The sequence below is a fragment of the Mesorhizobium sp. P2_F5 genome, from assembly GCF_056403715.1.
In genome coordinates this window covers 229,392-254,655 of record NZ_JBFUEY010000004.1, presented here as the reverse complement: position 1 = coordinate 254,655, position 25,264 = coordinate 229,392, and the positions used below count along the sequence as shown (strand labels likewise).

The following is a 25,264-nucleotide window of genomic DNA, read 5'->3' as shown; positions in this document are numbered from 1 at the left end:
CATGAAAATAGGATTGGAGCGACCCATGAATGAGGCAGTTCGAAATCCCCCAAAGCCGACCAATGGGCCGATCATCGAGATCGAGAACCTGTCGATCTCCTTCTTCACCCGCAAGGGCGAGATCCCTGCCGTCATGGACTTTTCCTGCACGGTGATGCCCGGCGAAGCCATGGGCATCGTCGGCGAATCCGGCTGCGGCAAGTCGACCGTTTCGCTCGGCATCATGCGCGACCTTTCCAACATCGGAAAGATCGTCGGCGGCAAGATCAAATTCCAGGGCAAGGACATGGGCGAGCTGTCCGACGAGGAGCTGCGCTCCATTCGCGGCAACAAGATCGCCATGATCTACCAGGAGCCGATGGCGAGCCTCAATCCGGCGATGAAGGTCGGCCAGCAATTGATGGAAGTGCCGCTGATCCACGACAAGGTGTCGAAGGAAGAGGCCTACAAAAGGGCGCTGGAAATGGTGCGGGCGGTGAAGCTGCCCGACCCCGAGCGCATGATGCGTTCCTATCCGCACCAGCTTTCCGGCGGCCAGCAGCAGCGCATCGTCATCGCCATGGCGCTGCTGTCGAAGCCGGCGCTGCTTCTGCTCGACGAGCCGACGACGGCGCTCGACGTGACCGTGGAAGCCGGCATCGTCGAACTGGTCCGGGGGTTGGGCGAAAAGTTCGGCACGTCGATGATCTTCGTGTCGCACAATCTCGGCCTGATCCTGGAGACGTGTGACCGGATCACGGTGATGTATTCGGGCGAAGCGGTCGAGACCGGCAAGATCAAGGACGTGTTCGACCGGATGCGTCATCCCTATACGCAAGGGCTGTTCCGCTCGATCCCGCTGCCGGGCGCCGACAAGAATTCGCGGCCGCTGATCTCGATCCCCGGTCAGCTGCCGCTACCGCATGAGAGGCCCAAGGGCTGCAATTTCGGCCCGCGCTGCCACCACTTCGTCGAGGGCGTCTGCAACGCGGCCGAGATCCCGATGATCGAAGTCGCCGGCCATGAGGGGCATTTCTCGCGCTGCGTGCGCTTCAACGAGATCGACTGGGAAGCGCTGCCGCCCGGCGCCAAGAAGGTCAATGAGCGTGTCGTGCCCGGGGCCCCGGTGCTCAAGATCGAGGATCTGAGAAAATACTACAAGGTCGGCGGCAGCGAAGTATTCGGCTCCAGCGAGGGCCGCGTCGTCAAGGCCAATGAGACGATCTCGTTCATGGCGCGCGAATCCGAGACCGTCGCCATCGTCGGCGAGTCCGGCTGCGGAAAGTCGACGCTGGCCAAGGTGCTGCTCGGGCTGGAGACGGCAAGTTCAGGCACCGTGACGCTCGGAAACAAACAGATCCAGTCGACCGGCATCGAGAAGCGCAGCGTCGATACGGTGTCATCGATCCAGATGGTGTTCCAGAACCCGTTCGACACGCTCAATCCCAGCCACTCGGTCGGTTCGCAGATCATCCGCACGCTGGAGAAATTCAATGTCGGCAACAATGTCGCCGAGCGGCGCAAGCGCATGCTGGAACTGCTCGACCTGGTGAAGCTGCCGCGCGCCTTCGAGACGCGCAAGCCGCGCCAGCTGTCAGGCGGCCAGAAGCAGCGCATCGGCGTGGCGCGCGCCTTCGCCGGCGACGCCAAGGTGGTGGTGGCCGACGAGCCGGTCTCGGCACTGGACGTGTCGGTGCAGGCGGCGGTGACCGAACTGTTGATGGACATCCAGCGGAAGAACAAGACGACGATGCTGTTCATCAGCCACGACCTGTCCGTCGTGCGCTACATCGCCGACCGCGTCGTGGTCATGTATCTCGGCTACATCGTCGAGCAGGGCACGACCGACCAGATCTTCGCGCCGCCCTACCACCCCTATACAGAGGCGCTGCTGTCGGCGATCCCGATTGCCGACACCAGCGTGGTCAAGAAACACATCGTGCTGGAGGGCGATATCCCGTCGGCGATGAACCCGCCGAGCGGCTGCCCGTTCCAGACGCGGTGCGGCTACAAGAAGCTGGTGCCCGACAATCTGTGCGAGACCAAGGTGCCGCCGGTCAAGCATCTCGGCGACGGCCATATGAGCCTGTGCTGGCTGTCGGACGATGTGCTGGCGACGATGGAGCCGGTAATCAAGTTCGACAAGGAACACGCGGCGCATGAGGGCGTGCCGGAAGATGCGCCGCATGGCAGCGGCCCGGGTTCGACAGGAACAGCGCCCAACCGGCCGCGTGGCAAAGCGTCGACCGCGGAAGCGGACGAGATCGGCGAGGCCGTGGAGCAGGGCCAGGCTGGGATGCGAGCCCGTCGCAACAAAGTAGTCGACGAGGCTTCCGAAACCGGTGTTAAAAAGCCGAAAGATACGACAAGGCGGCACTAAACCGGGAAGGGTGTTAGTTTTCGCATTGCCGTAACTGCGCATCATAGTCGCGGGCCATCTTTTCGGTCGCCCGCGCATAGCCTTGCACGCCGGCATCGCCGCGGTTGCCGCGGCCATAGGCGGTCCAGCCGAGATAGTAGGCGAGGTAGAGGTTGTAGGTGTCGTTGCGGGCGACGCCGAACGTGTCGGCGGTCTTGGAATGATACCAGCCGACGAAATCGACGGCATCGGCAAATTTTGTCCGCCGCGCCCCCCAGCTGCCGGTTTCGCTCTGGTATTGCGACCAGGTGCCGTCGAGCGCTTGCGAGAAACCGGTGGCCGAGGAGACGTGCTTCCACGGAATGAAGCCGAGCAGCTTGGTGCGCGGTGGCCTGGCGTTGCTCTTGAATCCGGACTCCTTGCGCACCGTCGCCATCAGCACGGGAACCGGGACGTCATATTTTTGCGAGGCGCGTTCGGCCGCCGCCTGCCAGTTGTCGAACCAGCCGTCATTCTGGTCGAAGACGGCACAGACATTGTTGATATGGTTTGGCGGCGTCGCGCAGGCTGACAGAGCCAGCAGCACACCAACCGCTACAATTTTACTAAAACTCGACCTACGCATTGGAAGACGAATAGGCGCAAAACATAAAAGGAGTCTTGCTTCGTCCGTTAACGCTTCGTCAGACGTCAATAATCGGAAAAGTGCGATGTCGATAATTCGACATATGTGTCGGTTTTTCTAAACGGGAATTGCAGATATGCCGTCGTGGGTAAAATCACGCCCGCGGATGGCGTATTTCTGACAGCTTGCGTGGTTTGCCGGGGCTTTGATGCCGGCATGAATGAACCAAGACGTAAGCGCGGCGCCGAGCGAACCAGCAACAGGGGGCCGTCGGCCATCCCGCAACTGCCGCTCAGGCGGGTGACCAATCCCTATCCACCGATGGCAATGCTGTCGGCCGACCAGATCGAGGCCATTCATCAGGCGTCGATGCATATTCTGGAGAATTTCGGCATCGAGGTGATGAGCCCTCGGGCCCTGTCACTGTTCGAGAAATCGGGCGCCACGGTCGACCATGCGACGGCGAATGTCCGCGTCGACAGGGGCCTGGTTGCCGAGGCGCTGAAGACCACGCAGTCCAGCTACCGGCTGACGCCGCGCAATTCGGCCAACACCATCCATCTCGGCGGCAACACGATCAATTTCACCCTCGTCGCCGGGCCGCCCAATGTGCATGACATGGAGCGCGGCCGCCGCGCCGGAAACTTGCGCGACTATGCCGATCTCACCCGGCTGGCGCAGCATTTCAACTGTATCCACATGCTGGGCAACCAGGTCTGCGCGCCGGTGGAGCTGCCGGCCAACACCAGGCATATGGACACCTATTTCACCAATCTGACGCTGACCGACAAATCCTTCCATGTCTCGGCGATCGGCCGCGGCAGGGCGCTGGACGGCATCGAGATGATGGCAATCGCGCGCGGGTTGACGCTGGACGAGATGCGCGACGACCCCGGCATCGCCACCATCATCTCGGTCAACTCGCCGCGCCGCTTCGACGAGATGATGGCCGAAGGGCTGATGACCATGGCCGAGTTCGGCCAGTCGGTGGCGGTGACGCCGTTCACGCTGATGGGCGCGATGAGCCCGGTGACGCTCGCCGGCGCGTTGGCGCAGCAGAATGCCGAGGCGCTGTTCGGCGTCGTGCTGACGCAGCTGGTACGACCCGGCGCGCCGGTGATGTACGGCGCCTTCACCTCCAATGTCGACATGAAGTCGGGCGCGCCGGCCTTTGGCACACCGGAGAACACCAAAGCCAACATCGCCTCGGGGCAACTGGCGCGGCGCTACAATCTGCCTTACCGCACGACGCCGGGTTCGGCCTCCAACGCCGCCGACGCGCAGGGCGCCTATGAGACGTTGATGGCGCTGTGGGGCACGGTGCTCGGCCACGGCAATCTCGTCTACCACGCCGCCGGCTGGCAGGAGGGCGGCCTGACGGCGTCGTTCGAAAAGCTCATCATCGATGTCGAGATGATCCAGCACATGATGGAGTTTCTGCGCCCGATCGTCGTCGACGAGGCGGAGCTGGCGGTCGAGGCGCTGGGCGCGGTGCCGACCGGCGGCCACTTCTTCGGCGAGCCGCACACGCTGGAGCGTTATGCCACCGCCTTCTACCAGCCGATGCTGTCCAACTGGCAGAACTATGAGGCGTGGCAGGAGGCCGGCGGCCTCGATACGACGGCGCGCGCGACGCGGCTGTGGAAGAAGGCGCTGGAAGACTATGTCGAGCCGGTGATGGACATCGCCGTGCGCGAGGCGCTGGAGGCGTACATGGCCAGGCGCAAGGAAGCGATCGGGCAAGGCGAGCCGTGACTTTTTTAGCGTCGGCGCGCGGCACCCCCCTCTGTCCTGCCGGACATCTCCCCCTCAAGGGGGGAGATTGGCTGTCACATCTTCCTTCGCCAATCACCTACGTTGAAAAGAGATCGGCGGCGCTGCAGCTGCTAATCTCCCCCTTGAGGGGGAGATGGCCGGCAGGCCAGAGGGGGGTGCTTGGCGCTGCCTCTCTGATTCAGCTTGTCTCCCCAACTCATTGATATCAGAGAAAAATCCATGAAATCGCATGCAAAGGTGGTGGTCATTGGCGGTGGCGTCGTCGGATGCTCGGTGCTGTTCCATCTGGCCCGTCATGGCTGGACCGATGTCGTGCTGCTGGAGCGCGATGAGCTGACTTCCGGCTCGACCTGGCACGCGGCCGGCGGAATGCACACGATCAATGGCGATCCCAACGTCGCCAAGCTGCAGAAATACACGATCTCGCTCTACAAGGAGATCGAGGAGCTGTCTGGTCAAGCGACCGGCGTGCATCTGACCGGCGGCGTGCTTCTGGCGGCGACCGAGGCGCGGCTCGACTGGCTGCGCGGCGTCGTTGCCAAGGGGCGCTATCTCGGCATCGACCTCGAAGAAATCTCGGCCAATGAAGCGGCCGAACTGATGCCGCTGCTCGACCCGAAACAATTCGTCGGCGCCGTCCGCAACAAGGAAGACGGCCATCTCGATCCCTCGGGGGTGACGCACGCCTATGCCAAGGCGGCGCGCAAGCTCGGCGCCGAGGTCGAGCGTTTCACCAAGGTGGAAGACATTGTGCGGCGGCCCGACGGGATGTGGCGTGTCATCACCAACAAGGGCGAGGTGGTGACCGAGCATGTCGTCAATGCCGGCGGGTTGTGGGCGCGCGAGGTCGGTCGCATGGTTGGGCTGGAGCTGCCGGTGCTGGCGATGGAGCACATGTACCTGATCACCGAGGATATGCCCGAGGTCGCGGCCTGGAACGCCAAGACCGGCACCGAGATCATCCATGCCGTCGATTTCGACGGCGAGCTCTACCTGCGCCAGGAGCGCGGCGGCATGCTGATGGGCACTTACGAGAAGGCCAACAAGGTCTGGTCCGAGTTCTCCACACCGTGGAATTTCGGCCATGAACTGCTGGAACCGGATATCGACCGCATCGCGCCGTCGCTCGAGGTCGGCTTCCGCCATTTCCCGGCCTTCGAGAGGACCGGCATCAAGCAGATCATCAATGGCCCGTTCACCTTCGCGCCGGACGGCAACCCGCTGGTCGGGCCAGTGCGCGGGCTGCCGGGTTTCTGGGTCGCCTGCGGCGTCATGGCGGGCTTTTCACAGGGCGGCGGCGTCGGTCTGGCGCTGTCCAACTGGATGATCGAACGCGACCCCGGCGCCGACATCTGGGCCATGGATGTCGCGCGCTATGGCGACTGGGCGACGATGGCCTACACCAACTCCAAGGTGCGCGAGAATTACTCGCGCCGCTTCTCCATCCGCTTCCCCAATGAGGAACTGCCCGCCGGGCGGCAGCTGAAGACGACGCCGATCTACGACTTGTTGTCGGCCAAGGGCGCGCAATGGGGCGTCTCCTATGGGCTGGAAGTGCCGCTGTGGTATGCGCCTGCGGGCGTCAAGGACGAGTTCTCGTGGCGGCGTTCGAGCGATTTCACCTACGTTGCGAAGGAAGTCGCGACGGTTCGCGAAGGCGTCGGCCTGGCGGAGATTTCGAACTTCGCTAAATACAAGGTGACAGGCGAGGGGGCAGCCGCCTGGCTCGACCGGATCTTTGCCTGCAAGCTGCCGAAGCCCGGCCGTATGACGCTGGCGCCGATGCTGAAAGACGACGGCAGACTGATCGGCGATTTCACGCTGGCCAACGTCGGCGACGGCGAGTGGTTCATCGCCGGCTCCGGTATCGCCGAGCAGTATCATATGCGCTGGTTCGAGGCGCATTTGCCTCGGGATGGTTCAGTGCGCATCGAGGCTTTGGGGCAAAAGCTCTGCGGTCTCGCCATCGCCGGACCGAAGGCGAGGGACGTGTTGGCGAAAGTCAGCCGCGCAGATGTCGCCAATACGGCGTTTCCGTTCATGGCCGTCGCGAAAATGGATGTCGGCATGGCGCCGTGCCTGGTCGGCCGCGTCAGCTACACCGGCGATCTCGGTTACGAGATCTGGGTGGCGCCGGAATATCAGCGCGCCGCCTTCCAGGCACTGATGGCGGCGGGCGCGGAATTCGGCATCGGCTTTTTCGGCTCGCGCGCGCTCAATGCACTGCGGCTGGAAAAGAATTACGGCTCATGGGCGCGCGAATACCGGCCGATCTACGGGCCGCTGGAAGCCGGGCTCGACCGTTTCGTCGCCTATGGCAAGGACGCCGATTTCATCGGCAAGGCCGGCGCTCTTGTCGAGCGCAAACAAGGCGGCAAGCTCAGGCTGCGCACCTTCATCCTGGATGCCGACGACGCCGATGTCATCGGCGACGAGCCGATCTGGTATGATGGCGCGGTGCGCGGCTGGGTGACGTCAGGCGGCTATGCGCACCATCCGAAAAAGTCCGTCGCTCTCGGCTATGTGCCGAAGGAGATCGCCGACGAGAGCGACGGCTTCGAGATCGAACTTTTGGGCAAACGCCACACGGCGCGCATACAGGCGGCGCCGCTGTTCGATGCCAATTTCGAGCGCATGAGGGGGTGAGGGCTCACCCCCCCCTTTGTCCCGCCCTTGTCAGGCGTTGCGACGGGTGTCGAGCGCGAAGGCGCCGGCGCCGGCAAACACCAGATAGAGGAAGATGAAGCAGAAGGAGATGGCGGTGTCGCCGTTGTTGTTGATCGGGAAAAAGTCGCGCGGGAAATGCGCCATGAAATAGGCGATGGCCATCTCGCCGGCCAGCAGGAAGGCCACAGGTCGGGTGAACAGCCCCAGCGCCAGCAGGATGCCGCCGGCGAATTCGAGAATGCCTGCCGTCGTCGTCAGGCCGGTAAGAGCGTGAGGCTCGGCGCTGACCGGGAAATTGAACAGTTTCTGCGAGCCATGCTCGATGAACTGCAGGGCCGTGACGATGCGCAGGATGCCGAGCATCTGCGGCTGAAATCTGCTGAGACCGTCAAAAAGCTTCATCTAAAACTCCATTTTTCCAACCCTTCGGCCCGGCCATAGATTATCGCCTGGCCTTGGACCATTCACTTCCCATGGCCTGCCATCAACAATCGGTGATTGCAGTTGTTTCCCAGTCTGGACTTCGATATTTGTTCTCGTTATGGTTGCATATGTATCTCTATGGTTGTATATCTGCGTAGACACTCCAAACCAGATGGGTTCCCTCAGCCATGAAAAAAGTCGCCATCAGCCTGTTCGCAATCCTTGCAGGCACCAGCGTTGCCATGGCCGCCGACAGCGGCTGCGATGCCTTCAAATGGCCGGTGACACGCGAGCAGGAACTATTTCCGGCAGCGCCAGCCGCGCAGTCCGGCACGTCGCTGACAGTCGGGCAGGCGGTGGATTTCACGCTCGCAGCGGCTGACACGATCAGCTTTGCCGTGCCGCCGGAACGCGCGCCGGCAGCCGGCACGTTTGGCGCAACGGCGGTTGTGGCCGTGCCTCCGGAGGGCGAGCTCCAGATCAGCCTGTCCGACGAGGCGTGGGTCGACATCATTCAGAATGGTCAAGCCTCGAAGTCCGTGGCTTTCAGCGGCGTGAAGACCTGTCCCGGCATTCGCAAGAGCGTGCGCTTCAAACTTGCGGCCGGGGCGGCCACGATCCAGCTCAGTGGCGCCAAGAAAGAGAACCTCAAGGTCGCTGTGTTGGCGCCGGAATGACTTTGCGTCCCGATGCGTTTCTCATCGCACCGGGCAGTGCGATGAGAGCAGTCCGTGACGATGTAATACCGGATCAGCGTCCCGGCGCGATCAGCGCGAAATAGGCGCCTTGCGGATCGGTGAACTGGGCGATCCATTGGCCGGTCGGCACCGGCATCGGACCCATGACGATCTTGCCGCCATTGTCGGTGACGCGCTTGGCGGCTGCGTCGATGGCGTCGACATTGAAATAGAACAGCCAGACCGGCACCGGCAGCTGCTGCGGCTTGTTCATGATGCCGCCGCCGGATTCAGGGCCAGCCCCGAAGGTCTGGTAGATGCCCATCTCGCCGATGTCCATGCTGCCGGCATCGGTCCAGCCGAACTGGCTTGAGTAGAAGTCGAAGGCCGCCTGCCGGTCCGCTGCATAGAGCTCATGCCAGCCGACATGGCCGGGCGTCGTGGCCGGAAGGACGGGCTGGTCGGGGCCATTGGGCTGCAGAAACATGAAGGCGGCGCCCTGTGGATCGGCGACGACTGAGAAGCGGCCGACGCCGGGAATGTCGTCTGGTTCGCGATAGACAGCCCCGCCGGCGGCCTTCAAGGCCTTGGTCGAGGCATCCGTGTCCCTGGTGTGGATGTAGCCGAGCCAGGCCGGCTTCATACCCATTTTGGCGGCGTCCTCGGGCATGGTCATCAGCCCACCGACGCCACGCTCGGTGGAGTTCACCACGATGTAACGCGGCATGCCTGGCGCCTTGTCGAACGGCTCGGCCCGCCAGCCGACCACGGTGGTGTAGAACGCCTCCGCGGCATCGAGGTCGTTGGTCATCAGCTCGTACCAGAAGAAGGGCATTGGGGTTTTCGGCATTTTTCGGTCTCCTCACCTTCATGCTTCGATCGTTGTCCGATCCATCAAAGGACGATTTCAGCGACGCGAATCCGACAGCGAACCGGAGAAAATTCAACGGCTGCGTTGACACATCGTTCCGCACTTCGCCCCATTCGGTGGCTTGCACGTGCGGCGGTTTTCGACTTTCCTTGGGCGAACGAGGGGTAGTCGTTTCATGCGCCGGATGTCGCTCACGCCTGAGCTTGTTTCGCTGTGTCATCGGCAGGAGGTCGATCCCGGACCCGACGGCAGCTGGACGCACCTGACCGACGAGGACTTCCGCACGCTTGCCGGGCAGCTGTCCGATGAAGCCGATGCAGGGCCGCTCTGGGTGTTCGCCTATGGCTCGCTGATCTGGAAGCCAGCCTTCGAATCCGTCGAGCGACAGCGTGCCACTGCTTTCGGCTGGCATCGCTCGTTTTGCCTCGACATGGTGCGCTGGCGCGGCACCGCAGCGCAGCCGGGCCTGATGATGGCGCTCGAACGCGGCGGGCGATGCGACGGCGTCATCTACCGTTTGCCCGACGGCGACAAGCCGCAGCAGATCGAAAGACTGCTGCGGCGCGAGATCGACGACCATGAGAGTTTCAGCTCGGTCCGGTGGGTTCCGGTGCGCACGGCTCAAGGACCGATGCGGGCGCTCGGGTTCTGGGTCGGGGTGACGGGCAGGGGGACTTCGCTCAGGCAGCCGCTGGACACGGTGGCGCGGGTGTTGGCCCGGGCCTGCGGCCATGTCGGCTCAGGCGCGGAGTATCTCTACAACACCGTCAGCCACCTCGAGGAATTCGGCATCCGCGACCGCAATCTGTGGCGGCTGCAGCAACTGGTCGCCGATGAGATCCGGTCAATCCATAGTAGCGCCCCAGGCTCTGGCTTTTCGGCCGCGCCATAGAGGCATAACATGAGTAAAAAAATCATGTTATTGTCGAAGGTTTTCAGAGGCTTGCACCGAAAATTGACCAATTGATAAAAAAATAAAACGTGCTAGCCTTCCCCAAAACGAAAACATGGGGAACTGACGATGCCAGAAGGCCAGTTCAAGGACGGTATTGCCGGCGGACGGCTCCCGGCCGACCAGTACGCCGAGAATTTTTCCGACCTGCATCCGCCGCTCGATCACCACGAAGCGCTGGTCGAATCCGACCGCTGCTATTTCTGCTATGACGCGCCGTGCATGAACGCATGCCCGACTTCGATCGACATTCCGCTGTTCATCCGCCAGATTTCGACCGGCAATCCGATCGGTTCGGCCAAGACGATCTTCGACCAGAACATTCTGGGCGGCATGTGCGCCCGCGTCTGCCCGACCGAGACGCTGTGCGAAGAGGTCTGCGTGCGTGAGGTGGCCGAAGGCAAGCCGGTGCAGATCGGTCGCCTGCAGCGCTACGCCACCGATGTCGCCATGACCGAGCACAAGCAGTTTTATCCGCGCGCTGAAACAACCGGCAAGTCGGTCGCCGTCGTCGGCGCCGGGCCGGCCGGTCTTGCCGCTGCCCACCGGCTCGCTCGCCATGGCCATGAGGTGACCATTCTCGAAGCCCGCCCGAAGGCCGGCGGCCTCAATGAATATGGCATCGCCGCCTATAAGAGCATCGACAATTTCGCCCAGACGGAGGTCGACTATGTCACCGCCGTCGGTGGCATCGACATCCAGAACGGCAAGGCGCTCGGCCGCGACTATCAGCTGTCGGACCTGACCCGGAACTACGATGCCGTCTTCCTCGGCATGGGGCTTGGCGGCGTCAATGCGCTGCGCGCCGATGGCGAGGACGCCGACGGCGTCACCAATGCGGTCGAGTTCATTGCCGAACTGCGCCAGGCCAGCGATCTCGCGAGCCTGCCGGTCGGCCGGCGCGTGGTCGTAATCGGCGGCGGCATGACGGCGATCGACGCGGCGGTTCAGTCGAAGCTGCTCGGCGCCGAGGAAGTGACGATCTGCTACCGGCGCGGCCAGGAGCACATGAACGCCTCCGAGTTCGAGCAGGATCTGGCCGCCGCCAATGGCGTCACCATCCGCCACTGGCTGCAGCCGAAGCGGGTCATTGCCGACGGTGGCAAAGTGTCAGGCATCGAACTCGAATACACCGCCATGAACGGCGACAAGCTTGCCGGCACCGGCGAGCGGCTGACGCTCGTCGCCGACCAGGTGTTCAAGGCGATCGGCCAGAGCTTTGTGCCGGCAGCGCTCAACGGCAGTGGTGCTGCGATCGAACTCGAAGCCGGCCGCATCAAGGTCGATGCGGAAGGGCGCACCTCGCTCGCCAATGTCTGGGCCGGTGGAGACTGCATCTTCGGCGGCGACGACCTGACGGTCTCGGCCGTGGCACAAGGCCGCGATGCGGCTGAGAGCATCAACAGGAGTCTGACGCAGGGATAGAGATCATGGCCTCGGTGGAATCGGGCATCGCCCGTCACTACGATGTATCGGGTCTTGAGCAGCACATTCTTGCCGTGCTCGCCGATACCGGCGTGGACATTGCCCATCTGCGCGCCGGCGATCTCGAAACGGTCGACGAGTTCCACATTGGCGGTATCGCCGCCACCGGGGAACTCATCGGCCAGATGGGTTTGAAGCCGGGGGCCAGGCTGCTCGACATTGGTTCCGGCGTGGGTGGTCCAGCCCGCTTTGCCGCCAACAATGCCGGCGCCGATGTCACCGGCATTGATCTGACGCAAAGCTATGTCGACATCGCGACCAGCCTGTCGAAGCGGGTGGGAATGGCCGACAAAGTCCGGTTCGTGCAGGGCAGCGCGCTGGACATGCCGTTCAGCAACAAAAGCTTTGATACGGCCATGATCCTGCATGTCGGCATGAACCTTCCCGACAAGAAAAAGCTGATGAGCGAGGCGGCGCGTGTGCTCAAGCCGGGCGGCGTCTTTGCCGTCTACGATGTGATGCGGCTCAAGGCAGGTGCGCTGACCTATCCGCTGCCATGGGCATCCGACGAGAGCATGTCCTTCGTCGCCACGCCCGACGAGTATCGTTCGGCTGCGGCGGCTGCAGGGTTCTCTGTAACCGCCGAGCGCCCACGCGGCGCCTTCGCCATCGAATTTTTCGCCGCGATACGCGCCCGGATGGCTGCGGCGCAAGCGGAAGGCAAGAAACCGCCGCCCGGCGTTAATCTTATCATGGGCGAGAACGCCCTCACCAAGATCGCCAATCTCACCGCCGCGCTTGAAGGCGGCATTCTCGCACCCGTCGAACTGCTTCTTCGTCTCGGCTGAAAGGGACCTGTCATGGCTGACATCCGCAACAATTTCGTCGGCATCAAATCGCCCAACCCCTTCTGGCTGGCCTCGGCGCCGCCGACCGACAAGGCCTACAACGTCATCCGCGCCTTCAAGGCGGGCTGGGGCGGCGTCGTCTGGAAGACGCTGGGCGAAGAAGGCCCGCCGGTGGTCAACGTCAACGGCCCGCGCTATGGCGCGATCTGGGGCGCCGATCGTCGCCTGCTCGGCCTCAACAACATCGAGCTGATCACCGACCGCGATCTGCAGGTCAATCTGCGCGAGATCAAGCAGGTCAAGAAGGACTGGCCCGACCGCGCCATCGTCGTCTCGCTGATGGTGCCGTGCGTCGAGGACGCCTGGAAGGCGATCCTGCCGGTGGTCGAGGAGACCGAAGCCGATGGCATCGAGCTCAATTTCGGTTGCCCACACGGCATGTCGGAACGCGGCATGGGCGCGGCGGTCGGCCAGGTGCCGGAATACATCGAAATGGTGGTGCGCTGGTGCAAGGCCAACACCCGGATGCCGGTCATCACCAAGCTGACGCCCAACATCACCGATGTGCGCAAGCCCGCGCGTGCGGCACTTGCCGGCGGCACCGATGCGGTGTCGCTGATCAACACCATCAATTCGATCACCGGCGTCGATCTCGATAGCTTCGCGCCGCAGCCGACCATCGACGGCAAGGGCTCGCATGGCGGCTATTGCGGCCCGGCGGTGAAGCCGATCGCCATGAACATGGTGGCCGAGATCGCGCGCGACCCCGAAACCCACGGCCTGCCGATCTCCGGCATTGGCGGCATCACCACCTGGCGCGACGCGGCCGAGTTCATGGCGCTCGGCGCCGGCAATGTGCAGGTGTGCACGGCGGCGATGACCTACGGCTTCAAGATCGTGCAGGAGATGATCGCCGGTCTGGAAAACTGGATGGACGAGAAGGGCCATGCCTCGCTCGACGATATTATCGGCCGCGCTACGCCCAACGTGACCGACTGGCAGTATCTCAACCTCAATTACATCGCCAAGGCGCGTATCGACCAGGACGCCTGCATCAAATGCGGCCGCTGCCACATCGCCTGCGAAGACACCTCGCACCAGGCGATCACCAACATGGTCGACGGAGTCAGGCACTTCGAGGTGATCGAGGCCGAATGCGTCGGCTGCAACCTGTGCGTCAATGTCTGCCCGGTGGAAAACTGCATCACCATGGAGCCGCTGGCCGCCGGCGTGATGGACCAGCGCACCGGCAAGCCGGTCTCGCCGGTCTACGCCAACTGGACGACGCACCCGAACAACCCGATGGCCAAGGTGGCCGCGGAGTAGGGAACGGACCTACAGAAAAAGCGGCGCCTTCGGGCGCCGTTTTTCATTTTCCTATTGCGGATAAAAACTATCCACGATAAACGATATCCATGAATTGGAGATCGACCCCATGAAGTTGGGCGAAGGCGTAGAAGCGGCCATCCATTGCGCAGCCACGCTGGCCAGCGTGGAGGGCAACAGCACCATGCCGGGCGCTGCCCTGGCGGAGTCGTTCGGCCTGTCGCCGAGTTATCTCTTGAAGCACCTCAATATGCTGACCGCAGAGCGCATCCTGGAATCGGTGCCGGGCCCGGCGGGCGGCTACCGGCTGGCGCGGCCGGCCGAGCGCATCACGCTGCTCGACATCGTTCTGGCGATCGAAGGGCGTGAGCCTGCTTTCCGCTGCGGCGAGATCCGCCAGCGCGGCCCGGTCAAGATCGATGCTTCGGCCTATGTGAAGCCCTGCGGCATCAATGCCGCAATGCTCAAGGCCGAGCGCGCCTATCGCGCGGCTCTCGCCGAAACCCGGTTGTCCGACATCGTGGCTGATTACGCAGCAGAAGGCGATCCGCGATCGTTTGCCGCCAGCTGCGCCTTCGTTGCGCGCCACCAGCGGCCGCAGAAATCCGCTGCGGCCAAGCAAATTTAACCCCCCGCCAAACAGATGTGAAAGGAAAGACGATGAAACAGAGAGTGCAATTCTACGCCAAGACGCCGGAACTCATGAAGGCCGTGTCGGCGCTCAACAAGGCGGTCGACGAATGCGGGCTTGAAGTGGGCCTGCTGCATTTGATCAAGCTCAGGGCGTCGCAGATCAATGGCTGTTCCTACTGTGTCGAGATGCACAGCCGCGAGGCACGGCGCGACGGCGAGACCGAGACACGGCTCTATCTGGTTTCGGCCTGGAAGGAATCGCCACTGTTTTCCGAGCGGGAACGTGCGGCCTTTGCCTGGACCGAGGCCACGACCCTGATCGCCAACAACGGCGTTTCGGACGAACTCTATGCCAGCACGCTTCGACATTTCTCGGAAGAGGAACTGGTCAAGCTGTCGGTCGCGATCGGTATGATCAACACCTGGAACCGGCTTTGCATCCCGTTCCATGCCATTCATCCGATGCCGGCTGCCAAAGCGGCCTGACCGTCCGGTTTTGCAACGGAGCGCCGTCCGAGAGGGCGGCGCTCCAACTGTTTTTTAAAAGGGGAGAGTTTCATGCCTGTCGATTTGCCTTCGAGCCTGTTGTTTCTCGGCCGGCTGTTGGTCGGCGGCGCCTTCGTTGTCGCCGGCCTGCGCAACGTCCAGAACGAGGCCCTCCTGACTGGGCTGATGACCGCGCGCGGCGTGCCGCAGGCGAAGCTGGCGCTGTGGGCCGGCATCGTCCTGCAAACCATTGCCGGCGCGCTGGTGATGGCGGGTCTGTGGACCGCGATAGCCTGCGCGGTGCTGGTGCTGTTTCTCATCGTCGCCACACCGATGTTCCACAATTTCTGGGACCATCAGGGCGCAGACCGGGCATCGCGCATCAACGGCTTCGTCGGCAATGTCGCGCTGGCCGGCGGATTCCTGACGCTGATCGCGCAGTCGCTCTGACGGCTAAGCCGCAAAGCGCAGGCCGCCGTCGCAGGTCAGCACCTGGCCGGTCATGAAGCCGTTGGAGACGAGGAAGGCGATTGCCGAGGCCACATCTTCGGCGTGGCCGATCCTGCCGACAGGGGTCTTGCCGGCATACTCGCTGAACATCGCCTGTCGCTGGTCGTCGGGTAGAAAATCCCACCACGGCGTGTCGATGACGCCGGGCGCCACGACATTGACGCGCAACGGTTTCAGCTCAACCGCGAGGATCGGTACGACGGTCAACAGCATGCCGTTGACGGCGGCGATTCCGGCAACGCCGGGCGCGGTCAGCTGTGCCGATACCGCCGATATGAAGGTCACCGATCCAGATTTGTTGAGCGTCGGCAGGGCTGCCTGCAGGCATGACAATTGCGGCCGCACCTTTTCGTCGACGCCGCCGGCGATGTCGGCAAGGTCAAGGGTTTCGAACGGCCCAAGTCCCTTGCCGCCGCTGGCGGCCAGAACGAGGTGATCGAAGGGTCCGAGTTGCTTAAAGAACTGGCGTACTTCGTCCGGCTTGGAAGCATCGAAGGCGGCCTTGTCGGCGGCGCCGCCAAGGCTTTTCCAGGCGCTCGTCAGCTTGTCCTCGTTGCGTCCGGTGATGGTCACCTTCATGCCCGGTCCAAGCAGTTTTCGCGCCGTCGCCAGGCCGATGCCGGACGAGCCGCCGATGATCACTGTGTGTTCGATCTTGCTCATGAATGCTGTTCCTTCGATTTGGCGGAAGCCTGGCCAACGAGGTCGAGGCTCAAATTTCGCAATTGTTGTCTGGCCTTGGCGTCATAGGCTTGCGCATCGGCGCGGGCCTCCTTTTGGCCGTCGAAATAGAGGCCGCTGCGGCCCTCCAGTGCGGGCGAGGTCGCGAGGTTCAGGATGGCGTCGGCGCCCGTTTCCACCGAGCTCCATGGCGTGACGCCGGCCTGGCGGACCATGGTGGTGTTCATGTAGCTCGCCGGATGCAGGGCGTTGACGGTAACGCCGCTTCCTTTCAGCTCTCCGGCCAGGTCGATGGTGAACAGGATCTGCGCCAGCTTGCTCTGGCAGTAGGCGCGCACGCCGCCATAGCCATGGTCAGCATGACATCGCCGAAATCGATCGCCTGCTGGCCGGCCGAGGCAACATTGACGATGCGCGATGGCGAACTCGCCTTGAGCAGCGGCAGCAGTTGCGACGTCAGCAGGAAACCGGCGAGATAATTGACGGCAAAGCGCAGTTCGAAGCCGTCGGCGCTGAGCTGTCGCTTGGCGCCGGCGGTGCCGATGCCGGCATTGTTGATGAGGATATCGAGCCGATCGGTGCTGGCGCGCACGGCCTCAGTGAGGCGGCGAACCTCGGCTAGCGAAGCGAGGTCGGCAGCGAGAAACTCGGCTTTGCCGCCAGCGGATTCGATTTCGGCGACGGTCGCCTTGCCGCGCGCGGCATTGCGGCCATGCACCAGGATACGGGCGCCGCCGGCGCCAAGCCGTTGCGCGATGACACGGCCGACGCCGTCGGTCGAGCCGGTGATGAGGATTGTCTTGTCTTTCAGGTCCATATTGTGAGCCTCCATATTCGCTCTGGATGACAAGATGGGGCGATCGGCACGCCGCAAACAGTTCAAACTTTATCCTGGTATCGATACTGCTATATTGAGCGCCATGGATGTTTCCTCGCCATCACCAGAAGACAGCCGCCGGCGCGAACTCGGCGCCTTCCTGCGCTCACGTCGCGAGCGGCTTTCGCCGTCTGCCACCGGCATCGCCGCCGGCGCCAGGCGGCGCACACCCGGGCTGAGGCGCGAAGAGGTGGCTATGATCGCCGGCGTCGGCACCACCTGGTACACCTGGCTGGAGCAGGGCAGGGACGTGCGGCCGTCCGTGGAGGTGCTGACGGCACTCTGCGAGGCTTTACGCCTCGACGCCGCCGAGAAGCGGCATTTATTCACGCTGGCCGGTCGCCAGCAGCCCGAGCGGCGGCGCATCACCCCGGTCAAGGTCGAAGGCCCTTTGCTGCACATGCTGCAGAGCCTGGTCCTGCAGCCGGCCTATATTGTCGGCCCGCGCTGGGATGTGCTGGCCTGGAACGCCGGAGCCGTTGCCATCTTTGGCGATTACGGCCTGCTGGAGGGTGACGCCTGCAACATCATCCATGGCGTGTTCACCGATCCGCACCGGCGCCATTTGCTGGTCGACTGGGAACAGCTGGCACGCGCAACCCTTGCCGCGTTTCGCGCCGAAAGTGCGAAATACACCGGCGATCCGGATTTCGAGCGGCTGATCGCGCTGATGATGCGCTCGAGCCCGGAATTCCGGGAATGGTGGCCGCAGCGCGACGTGGTGCATCGTCTGTCGGGCAAGAAGTATCTGCGCCATCCGACCGCAGGCTCCATGGCGTTCGAGCATATGAGCCTGTCGATCGATGACGGCTCGGACATGAAGCTGATCGTCTACACGCCGCTGGCCGAGCAGAATTCGATCGCAAAGCTGGAAGAACTGCTGAAGGCGCAGCCACAGGAGTTGCGCAGCGCCTGATGCCCAAAGTCAGCCTTTCGGCTTTAGCCCGTCGATGAACAGCTGCTCGAGAAACCGGGCGGCGTCCTCGAAGCGGCCGTCGCCGCCGCGGTCGGGCCCAAGCACGGCGCGGACCTGGACGTCGAAATCGGCATAGTGCTGCGTCGTCGCCCAGATCGAAAAGATCAGATGCCAGGGATCGGTGCGGGCAATCTTGCCGGCGCGCATCCAGCCCTTGATGACATTGGCTTTCTCGTCAACCAGCGTTTTCAGTTCGCCTTCCAGGAGCGGCATGATGCGTGGCGCGCCTTGCAGGATTTCGTTGGCGAACAGCCGGCTCTCCCTGGGAAAATCGCGCGCCATTTCGAGCTTGCGCCTGATGTAGCTCCGGAGCTCGGTCAGCGGATCGCCGATGTCGTCGAGTTCACGCAGCGGCGCCAGCCATGTCGCCAGTAGCCGCTCCATCAGCGTTTCGTGGATGTCTTCCTTGCGGCGGAAATAATAGAGCAGGTTCGGCTTCGACATCCCGGCGGCTTCGGCGATCTGGTCGATGGTCGAGCCGCGAAAGCCGTTGGTGGAGAAGACTTCGAGCGCTGCTTCCAGGATCAGTTCGCGCTTTTCCTGCTGGATGCGGGTGCGGCGAGGGGCGGAGCCTTCCATGGCGTCGGTCATACGGCCAAGCCTTGGCCGCGCGGGTCATCTGGACCAATTCTCTGGACCAGTTTTTCTCTTACCCGTGGAGCGCACTTCGGAGGCCGCATTTCCGCTAGTAATCCCTTGACCGCCGACAGGGCGGTGCTAACGTTTGTCCAATCGGTCAAAATTTGCGTAGCATGAAAACGCAGCAAAGGCCAAGCGTTGGAAAGACCAAGCGTTAGCCGCACCGAAACAGGTTACAAGGGGAAGTCTTGGTCATGTCCAACCGGCTGAAAGTCACGCCGAACGATCTCAGCGCATTCTGGATGCCGTTCACGGCAAACCGGCAGTTCAAACAGGCGCCACGCATGTTCGTGTCCGCCAAGGACATGCATTACACCACCAGCGATGGCCGCAAGGTGCTGGACGGCACTGCGGGCCTCTGGTGCGTCAATGCCGGCCATTGCCGTCCCAAGATCACCGAGGCGATCCAGCATCAGGCCGCCGAACTCGACTATGCGCCGGCCTTCCAGATGGGCCACCCCATCGTGTTCGAACTGGCAAACCGTCTGGTCGACCTCGCGCCCAAGGGCATGGACCATGTCTTCTTCACCAATTCCGGGTCGGAATCGGTCGATACGGCGCTGAAGATGGCGATCGCCTATCACCGCGTGAAGGGCGAGGGCGCGCGCACTCGCCTGATCGGTCGTGAGCGCGGCTATCACGGCGTCAATTTCGGCGGCATCTCGGTCGGCGGCATCGTTTCCAACCGCAAGATGTTCGGCACGCTGCTCGGCGGCGTCGACCACATGCCGCACACGCATCTGCCGGAGAAGAACGCCTTCTCCAAGGGCGTGCCGGAATATGGCGCGGAGCTCGCCAACGAGCTGGAGCGCATCGTGACGCTGCATGACGCCTCGACSATTGCSGCCGTCATCGTCGAGCCGGTCGCCGGTTCCACCGGCGTCATCCTGCCGCCCAAGGGCTATCTGCAGAAGCTTCGCGAAATCTGCACCAAGCACGGCATCCTGCTGATCTTCGACGAGGTCATCACCGGYTTCGGCCGTCTCGGCGCACCGTTTGCCGCCGACTATTTCGGCGTCACGCCCGACATCATGACGACGGCCAAGGGCGTCTCCAACGGCGTCATCCCGATGGGCGCGGTGTTCGTGAAGAAGGAAATCCACGACGCCTTCATGACCGGCCCCGAGCACATGATCGAGTTCTTCCACGGCTACACCTATTCGGGCAATCCGATCGCCTGCGCTGCCGCGCTCGGCACGCTCGACACCTACAAGGAAGAGGGCCTGCTCACCCGGGGCGAGGAACTGGCGCCTTACTGGGAGGACGCGCTGCATTCGCTGAAGGGCGAGCCGCATGTCATCGACATCAGGAATATCGGCCTGATCGGCGCGATCGAACTGGCGCCGATCGCAGGCCAGCCGACCAAGCGTGCCTTCTCGGCCTTCGTCAAGGCGTTCGAGCGCGGCGCGCTGATCCGCACCACCGGCGACATCATCGCGCTGTCGCCGCCGCTGATCATCACCAAGGGCCAGATCAACGAATTGATCGACCATGTGCGTGAAGTGCTGAGGGCGATCGATTGAAGAACTGGGCGCGGATATCCCTCCCCCTCGAGGGGAGGGTGGCCGCGAAGCGGTCGGGTGGGGTCGGTGCGACCGGGCGCCGACCTGATCTTTTGCTCCGAGGCTGCCGCTGATGCCCCGCACTCGCGTGAGCTTCGAAATGCGCCAGAAGGCGCGCGCGCTTCGAGTTCACGCGACCAAGGGCGAATCCCTGCTTTGGTATGAACTGCGGGACTTGAAATCGGCCAGCATCAAGTTTCGCCGCCAATGCCCGATTGGTCCCTATATCGTCGACTTCGCTTGCCTCGCGGTGAAGCTGATCGTTGAGGTCGATGGTGATCTGCACGAACACGAAAAGGGCAAACGCCACGACGCCGTGCGCGATGCCTATCTGCGTTCACTCGGATTCGATATCTTTCGTGTCGACGAGCCCGATGTCATAAACAGCGCGTGGCATGTCGCGCAGGTGGTCAAAGGGAAGGTCGAGTCTATGTCAGGCGACCCCACCCGACCGCTTCGCGGCCACCCTCCCCTCGAGGGGGAGGGGGACGTTGGCGCCCCGCAATCGATAAGGTTTTAGAGCATGGCCGCACCCGGCGAGAATCTGCGAATCAATTCAGACCGTTTGTGGGATTCCATCATGGAGATGGCGAAGATCGGCCCAGGCATTGCCGGCGGCAACAATCGCCAGACCGTGACCGACGAGGACGGCGAAGGCCGGCATCTGTTCAAGCGCTGGTGCGAGGCGGCCGGGCTCGAAATGGGCCTCGACGAGATGGGCACCATGTTTGCCCGCCGGGAAGGCGCCGATCCCAGCCTGCCGCCTGTCTATGTCGGCAGCCATCTCGACACGCAGCCGACGGGCGGCAAGTATGACGGTGTGCTCGGCGTGCTCGGCGGGCTGGAGATCATCCGCTCGCTCAACGATCTCGGCATCACGACCCGGCATCCGATCGTCGTCACCAACTGGACCAACGAGGAAGGCTCGCGCTTTGCCCCGGCGATGATGGCGTCCGGCGTCTTCGCCGGCGTGCTGGAGCAGGCGGACGTGTATCAGCACACCGATAAACAGGGAAAAAAATTCGGCGAGGAGCTGGAGCGCATCGGCTGGAAGGGCACCGAGAAGGTCGGCGATCGCAAGATCCACGCCTTCTTCGAATTGCATATCGAACAGGGGCCGATCCTCGAGGATGAAGGCATCGACATCGGCGTCGTCACCCACGGCCAGGGCCTGAAATGGCTGCAGGTGACGCTGACCGGCAAGGAGGCGCATACCGGCTCGACGCCGATGCCCAAGCGCCGCAATGCTGGGCTCGGCATGGCCCGCGTGATCGAACTGGTGCACGAGATCGCCATGGACTACCAGCCGGACGCCGTCGGCGCCGTCGGCCACATGGAAGTGTTTCCGAACTCGCGCAACATCATCGCCGGGCGTACCGTCTTCACCATCGACATCCGCTCGCCCGAGAAGGAAGTGCTGGACGCGATGGACGGCCGCATCCGCGAGGGCATCGACACGATCTGCGATGCGCTCGACATCCAGTACAAGGTCGAACAGGTCGGCGCTTTCGATCCGGTGACCTTTGACGCCGGCTGCGTCAAGGCGATCCGCGACGCCGCCGATCGGCTCGGCTACTCCCACCGCAACATCGTTTCCGGCGCCGGTCACGATGCCTGCTGGATCAACCGCGTCGCGCCGACCGCCATGGTGATGTGCCCCTGCGTTGACGGGTTGTCACACAACGAAGCCGAGGAAATTTCGAAGGAATGGGCCGGCGCCGGCGCTGACGTGCTGTTCCATGCGGTGGTGGAGACAGCGGGGATCGTGGCGTGAAGCCGCGACGCAATCTCGACGAGGATCGGACGCTCAACGTCCTGTTGGGCTGGAAGGCGGATCCGCCTCCATACCCAACATCTCTTGTCGAACGGGGCAGCATTGCCCTGGCAACGCCGTTGCGGGATCTCACCAAGGAGCAGGTGAGGCTCCTGGTCAGCCAGGGGTTCGGACTGGAGTACGTGGTTCCGAAAGCGATCTCCATCCTGGTTGAAAACCCGCTTGTAGGGGTCACGTTCTACGACGGCGATCTGCTCATGAGCTGTCTCAAGATTCCGCAGCAATTCTGGATGGAGAACCAGCATCTGTGGGTGGAGCTTGACGGGATCTTGCGGTCGCTGGATCAAACCGTTTCGGACATTGGCAAGCACCGGCCACAATTCGAGTCCGCTTGGGAGGCTTGGAACAGTCAGGACGCGAGGTCGAAGAAAGCCTAGACCTGCCAGCGCAAACTTACAGGGGAACAAGAGAATGACCAAAGTCATCCGAAACGGTACCATCGTCACCGCCGACCGCACGTGGAAGGCCGATGTGCTGATGCAGCACGGCAAGATCGTCGCCATCGGCTCGAACCTGCACGGCGACCATGAGTTCGACGCCACCGGCTGCTACATCATGCCGGGCGGCATCGATCCGCACACCCATCTCGAAATGCCGTTCATGGGCACCTATTCGGCCGACGATTTCGAATCCGGCACCCGCGCGGCCCTCTCCGGCGGCACGACGATGGTGGTCGATTTCTGCCTGCCGGCGCCGCAGCAGTCGCTGCTGGAAGCCTTGCAGATGTGGGACAACAAGACCTCGAAGGCGTCTTGCGACTATTCCTTCCACATGGCGATCACCTGGTGGGGCAAGCAGGTGTTCGACGAGATGGCCACCGTGGTCGACAAGGGGATCACCTCGTTCAAGCACTTCATGGCCTACAAGGGCGCGCTGATGGTCGACGACGACGAGATGTATGCATCGTTCCAGCGTTGCGCCGATCTCGGCGCGCTGCCGCTGGTGCATGCCGAAAACGGCGATGTGGTTGCGGCACTGTCGCAAAAGCTGCTCGCTGCCGGCAACAACGGCCCAGAGGGTCATGCCTATTCGCGGCCGCCGGAAGTGGAAGGCGAGGCGACCAACCGCGCCATCATGATCGCCGACATGGCCGGCGTGCCGCTCTATGTCGTGCATGTCTCCTGCGAGCAGAGCCATGAAGCCATCCGCCGGGCGCGGCAGAAAGGTATGCGCGTGTTCGGCGAGCCGCTGATCCAGCATCTGACGCTGGACGAGAGCGAGTATTTCGATAAGGACTGGGACCATGCGGCGCGCCGCGTCATGAGCCCACCCTTCCGCAACAAGCTGCACCAGGATTCGCTGTGGGCCGGACTGCAGGCCGGATCGCTGCAAGTGGTGGCGACCGATCACTGCGCCTTCACCACCAAGCAGAAGCGCAATGGCGTCGGCGATTTCACCAAGATCCCGAACGGCACCGGCGGACTCGAGGACCGGATGCCGGTGCTGTGGACCGCCGGCGTCAACACCGGCCGGCTGACGATGAACGAGTTCGTCGCGGTGACCTCGACCAACATTGCCAAGATCCTCAACATGTATCCGAAGAAGGGCGCCATCGTCGAAGGGGCGGATGCCGACATCGTGGTGTGGGACCCGAAGCGCAAGAAGAAGATCACGTCGAAGAAGCAGCAGTCGGTGATCGACTACAACGTCTTCGAAGGTTTCGAGGTGACCGGCCTGCCGCGCTTCGTGTTTTCGCGCGGCGAATTGTCGATCGAGGAAGCCGAGGTCAAGGCCAAGCCTGGCCATGGCGAGTTTGTCGCCCGCGAACCGAATGCGGCCGTCAACCGGGCGCTGTCGACCTGGAAGGACATCACCGCGCCGCGCAAGGTGGAACGCACCGGCATTCCGGCGACCGGGGTCTGAGGTTGCGGAGCTCCGCAGCGCTCATCTCACTGGTCGTGGCGATCGTCGTCGTTGCTCCGGCAAATGCAGCCAGCGTGCTGGTTGGCTCCTGGGGCAACGATGCCGGTTGCGTCGTCGCAAAGGCCGGTTACCAGGACGGCGACGACTATATCGTCCTGACTGCGGAAGGCATCGAGACCTATGGCAGTGGCTGCCGGTTTGCGCAGCAATTGACCTCGGCGCCGGGTACGCAGTCGCTTGATGCGACCTGTTCCGCCGAGGGCGAGGCTGGGACGACGGCTGAAACCGTCGTGGTCACCAACAAGGGCGAGGGTGGTTTCTTCGTGACCATTCCGGGCCTCGAGGAAATGGGACCGCTGCAGCCTTGTTCATGATTTTGGGGGGAATGAGCATGCGTGGTTTTAGTCTGTCTGTTGCGATGCTTGTCGTTCTGGCCGGTCATGCTTCGGCGGCGGGCATCGACCTGTCCAAGCCTTATGGTGACAAATATGGCTGCATCAACCGCAACGGCCAGGACGTCGCTGCCGATCAGATGCTGCTTTTGACCGACAAGGAATTGGTCACCGCCGCCAGCGCTTGCACGTTCACGGACAAGCAGGCGCAGGCGGATGGTTCCCTGGTGGTGACAGCAACCTGTGAGGCGGAAGGCGAAGAGGGACCGGAGCCTACCAAGTTCACCATCAAGCGCAGCGCGAAAAACCCCAAAAAGCTGACGATTGCCGACGAAGACGGCAACGTCATGGGGGAAGTCTCGCGGTGCAAATGACGGCGATCCCGCCAGTGTCAGGCGACCAGCGCATCCAGTTCCGGCAGCAGGACGACGCTTTCCTGTTCGTTGGGATCGGTGCGGGCGATGACGGCCGAGGATGGAGCGTTGCTCAGATTGGCCGGCAGATGCGGCACGCCGGCGGGGATGTAGAAGAGGTCGCCGGCCTTGACGACGATGTGGTGCTCGAGCCGGTCGCCATACCAGGTGTGGACTTCGCCGGAGAGCACATAGATCGCGGTTTCATGGCTTTGATGCAGGTGCGCCTTGGCGCGGGCGCCGGGCGGCAGGGTGAGCAGATGCATGCAGATGCCGGACGAGCCGACCGTTTCGGCGGCAATGCCGGCGAAATAGGTCAATCCCTGCTTGCCTTCATAAGTGCTTTCAGGGCGGATAAGGTGACAGGTGGGTTTCGGCGACATCGGCAAGGCTCCGGGCGTCGGTTGAGTGGGATTGGACGAGTGGAAAACAACATCAACGCAAATGCAACGGCATTTCATCCTGCGCAG

The 25,264-nt window shown here is 62.9% G+C and carries 25 protein-coding genes and 1 pseudogene; 19 read left to right on the top strand and 7 right to left on the bottom strand.

Translation table 11 applies throughout. The features are described from left to right. Window positions 1–25: 25 nt before the first annotated feature. A complete protein-coding gene (locus tag AC1DYO_RS07830; RefSeq protein WP_477261921.1) occupies window positions 26–2,359 on the top strand; it encodes a dipeptide ABC transporter ATP-binding protein in 2,334 nt (777 codons plus the stop codon). A gap of 13 nt (window positions 2,360–2,372) precedes the next feature. Here AC1DYO_RS07830 and AC1DYO_RS07825 read toward each other — a convergent pair whose 3' ends face one another. Continuing rightward, window positions 2,373–2,963, bottom strand: a complete 591-nt coding sequence (locus AC1DYO_RS07825) for a transglycosylase SLT domain-containing protein (protein WP_477261919.1) — start codon at window positions 2,961–2,963, stop codon at window positions 2,373–2,375. 216 nt (window positions 2,964–3,179) lie between these two features. Between AC1DYO_RS07825 and AC1DYO_RS07820 the strand changes: the two genes are divergently transcribed. Then, window positions 3,180–4,718: a trimethylamine methyltransferase family protein gene (locus AC1DYO_RS07820; RefSeq protein ID WP_477261917.1), complete on the top strand. Its 1,539-nt coding sequence runs from the start codon at window positions 3,180–3,182 to the stop codon at window positions 4,716–4,718. A 240-nt stretch (window positions 4,719–4,958) separates the two neighbouring features. Beyond that, window positions 4,959–7,385 (top strand): GcvT family protein, encoded by a 2,427-nt coding sequence (locus AC1DYO_RS07815; RefSeq protein ID WP_477261915.1) that lies wholly within the window; start codon window positions 4,959–4,961, stop codon window positions 7,383–7,385. 30 nt (window positions 7,386–7,415) lie between these two features. Here the strand turns inward: AC1DYO_RS07815 and AC1DYO_RS07810 are convergent, their stop codons facing one another. Further along, window positions 7,416–7,808, bottom strand: a complete 393-nt coding sequence (locus AC1DYO_RS07810) for a DoxX family protein (RefSeq protein WP_477261913.1) — start codon at window positions 7,806–7,808, stop codon at window positions 7,416–7,418. Window positions 7,809–8,071: 263 nt separating this feature from the next. On the opposite strand from AC1DYO_RS07810, the gene AC1DYO_RS07805 reads away from it, so the two are divergent. Continuing rightward, window positions 8,072–8,506, top strand: a complete 435-nt coding sequence (locus AC1DYO_RS07805; RefSeq protein ID WP_477261911.1) for a hypothetical protein — start codon at window positions 8,072–8,074, stop codon at window positions 8,504–8,506. Window positions 8,507–8,579: 73 nt separating this feature from the next. Here AC1DYO_RS07805 and AC1DYO_RS07800 read toward each other — a convergent pair whose 3' ends face one another. Then, window positions 8,580–9,356, bottom strand: a complete 777-nt coding sequence (locus AC1DYO_RS07800; RefSeq protein ID WP_477261909.1) for a VOC family protein — start codon at window positions 9,354–9,356, stop codon at window positions 8,580–8,582. Between the two features lie 196 nt (window positions 9,357–9,552). On the opposite strand from AC1DYO_RS07800, the gene AC1DYO_RS07795 reads away from it, so the two are divergent. The 7 genes from AC1DYO_RS07795 (at window position 9,553) to AC1DYO_RS07765 (ending at window position 15,497) form a co-directional block, all read left to right on the top strand. Next, window positions 9,553–10,269 carry a gamma-glutamylcyclotransferase gene (locus tag AC1DYO_RS07795; protein WP_477261907.1) on the top strand — a complete coding sequence of 239 codons (717 nt, stop codon included), beginning with the start codon at window positions 9,553–9,555 and terminating at the stop codon, window positions 10,267–10,269. A 129-nt stretch (window positions 10,270–10,398) separates the two neighbouring features. Further along, complete coding sequence (locus AC1DYO_RS07790; RefSeq protein ID WP_477261905.1) at window positions 10,399–11,754, top strand: NAD(P)-dependent oxidoreductase; 1,356 nt, start codon at window positions 10,399–10,401, stop codon at window positions 11,752–11,754. A gap of 5 nt (window positions 11,755–11,759) precedes the next feature. Further along, window positions 11,760–12,602 (top strand): class I SAM-dependent methyltransferase, encoded by an 843-nt coding sequence (locus tag AC1DYO_RS07785; protein WP_477261903.1) that lies wholly within the window; start codon window positions 11,760–11,762, stop codon window positions 12,600–12,602. 12 nt (window positions 12,603–12,614) lie between these two features. After that, window positions 12,615–13,928, top strand: a complete 1,314-nt coding sequence (gene preA, locus AC1DYO_RS07780) for an NAD-dependent dihydropyrimidine dehydrogenase subunit PreA (protein ID WP_477261901.1) — start codon at window positions 12,615–12,617, stop codon at window positions 13,926–13,928. A 109-nt stretch (window positions 13,929–14,037) separates the two neighbouring features. Next, window positions 14,038–14,556, top strand: coding sequence for an RrF2 family transcriptional regulator (locus tag AC1DYO_RS07775; RefSeq protein WP_477261899.1), 519 nt, complete (start codon window positions 14,038–14,040; stop codon window positions 14,554–14,556). A gap of 32 nt (window positions 14,557–14,588) precedes the next feature. Next, complete coding sequence (locus AC1DYO_RS07770; protein ID WP_477261897.1) at window positions 14,589–15,047, top strand: carboxymuconolactone decarboxylase family protein; 459 nt, start codon at window positions 14,589–14,591, stop codon at window positions 15,045–15,047. Between the two features lie 72 nt (window positions 15,048–15,119). Then, entirely contained in the window at window positions 15,120–15,497 is a 378-nt protein-coding gene (locus AC1DYO_RS07765) for a DoxX family protein (RefSeq protein WP_477261895.1), read from the top strand. 3 nt (window positions 15,498–15,500) lie between these two features. On the opposite strand, the gene AC1DYO_RS07760 is transcribed toward AC1DYO_RS07765, so the two are convergent. Further along, window positions 15,501–16,220, bottom strand: coding sequence for an SDR family oxidoreductase (locus tag AC1DYO_RS07760; protein ID WP_477261893.1), 720 nt, complete (start codon window positions 16,218–16,220; stop codon window positions 15,501–15,503). Continuing rightward, window positions 16,217–17,055 (bottom strand): annotated as a pseudogene (locus AC1DYO_RS07755) (SDR family oxidoreductase). The gene AC1DYO_RS07760 and the pseudogene AC1DYO_RS07755 overlap by 4 nt, the downstream one beginning before the upstream one ends. Window positions 17,056–17,158: 103 nt before the next feature. Between AC1DYO_RS07755 and AC1DYO_RS07750 the strand changes: the two are divergent. Further along, on the top strand, window positions 17,159–18,031 hold the full coding sequence (locus tag AC1DYO_RS07750) for a helix-turn-helix transcriptional regulator (protein WP_477262443.1): 873 nt from the start codon (window positions 17,159–17,161) through the stop codon (window positions 18,029–18,031). A gap of 9 nt (window positions 18,032–18,040) precedes the next feature. Here the strand turns inward: AC1DYO_RS07750 and AC1DYO_RS07745 are convergent, their stop codons facing one another. Continuing rightward, window positions 18,041–18,670: a TetR family transcriptional regulator C-terminal domain-containing protein gene (locus tag AC1DYO_RS07745; protein WP_454574943.1), complete on the bottom strand. Its 630-nt coding sequence runs from the start codon at window positions 18,668–18,670 to the stop codon at window positions 18,041–18,043. Between the two features lie 254 nt (window positions 18,671–18,924). Here AC1DYO_RS07745 and aptA point away from each other — a divergent pair, with 254 nt between their 5' ends. The 7 genes from aptA (at window position 18,925) to AC1DYO_RS07710 (ending at window position 24,755) form a co-directional block, all read left to right on the top strand. Continuing rightward, window positions 18,925–20,253, top strand: coding sequence for an omega-aminotransferase AptA (gene aptA, locus AC1DYO_RS07740; RefSeq protein ID WP_352583821.1), 1,329 nt, complete (start codon window positions 18,925–18,927; stop codon window positions 20,251–20,253). A gap of 139 nt (window positions 20,254–20,392) precedes the next feature. Continuing rightward, entirely contained in the window at window positions 20,393–20,812 is a 420-nt protein-coding gene (locus AC1DYO_RS07735) for an endonuclease domain-containing protein (protein ID WP_477261891.1), read from the top strand. A 3-nt stretch (window positions 20,813–20,815) separates the two neighbouring features. Further along, window positions 20,816–22,066 (top strand): Zn-dependent hydrolase, encoded by a 1,251-nt coding sequence (locus AC1DYO_RS07730; protein ID WP_477261889.1) that lies wholly within the window; start codon window positions 20,816–20,818, stop codon window positions 22,064–22,066. Then, the gene (locus tag AC1DYO_RS07725; RefSeq protein WP_477261887.1) at window positions 22,063–22,503 is read left to right on the top strand and encodes a contact-dependent growth inhibition system immunity protein; all 441 of its coding nucleotides are present in this window, start codon (window positions 22,063–22,065) and stop codon (window positions 22,501–22,503) included. Before AC1DYO_RS07730 ends, AC1DYO_RS07725 begins: the two co-directional genes overlap by 4 nt. 34 nt (window positions 22,504–22,537) lie before the next feature. Further along, the gene (gene hydA / locus AC1DYO_RS07720; RefSeq protein WP_477261885.1) at window positions 22,538–23,989 is read left to right on the top strand and encodes a dihydropyrimidinase; all 1,452 of its coding nucleotides are present in this window, start codon (window positions 22,538–22,540) and stop codon (window positions 23,987–23,989) included. A 2-nt stretch (window positions 23,990–23,991) separates the two neighbouring features. Further along, a complete protein-coding gene (locus AC1DYO_RS07715) occupies window positions 23,992–24,363 on the top strand; it encodes a hypothetical protein (protein WP_477261883.1) in 372 nt (123 codons plus the stop codon). Further along, window positions 24,360–24,755 (top strand): hypothetical protein, encoded by a 396-nt coding sequence (locus AC1DYO_RS07710; RefSeq protein ID WP_477262441.1) that lies wholly within the window; start codon window positions 24,360–24,362, stop codon window positions 24,753–24,755. Before AC1DYO_RS07715 ends, AC1DYO_RS07710 begins: the two co-directional genes overlap by 4 nt. Before the next feature lie 17 nt (window positions 24,756–24,772). Here AC1DYO_RS07710 and AC1DYO_RS07705 read toward each other — a convergent pair whose 3' ends face one another. Further along, entirely contained in the window at window positions 24,773–25,177 is a 405-nt protein-coding gene (locus AC1DYO_RS07705; RefSeq protein WP_477261881.1) for a cupin domain-containing protein, read from the bottom strand. Between the last annotated feature and the right edge of the window lie 87 nt (window positions 25,178–25,264).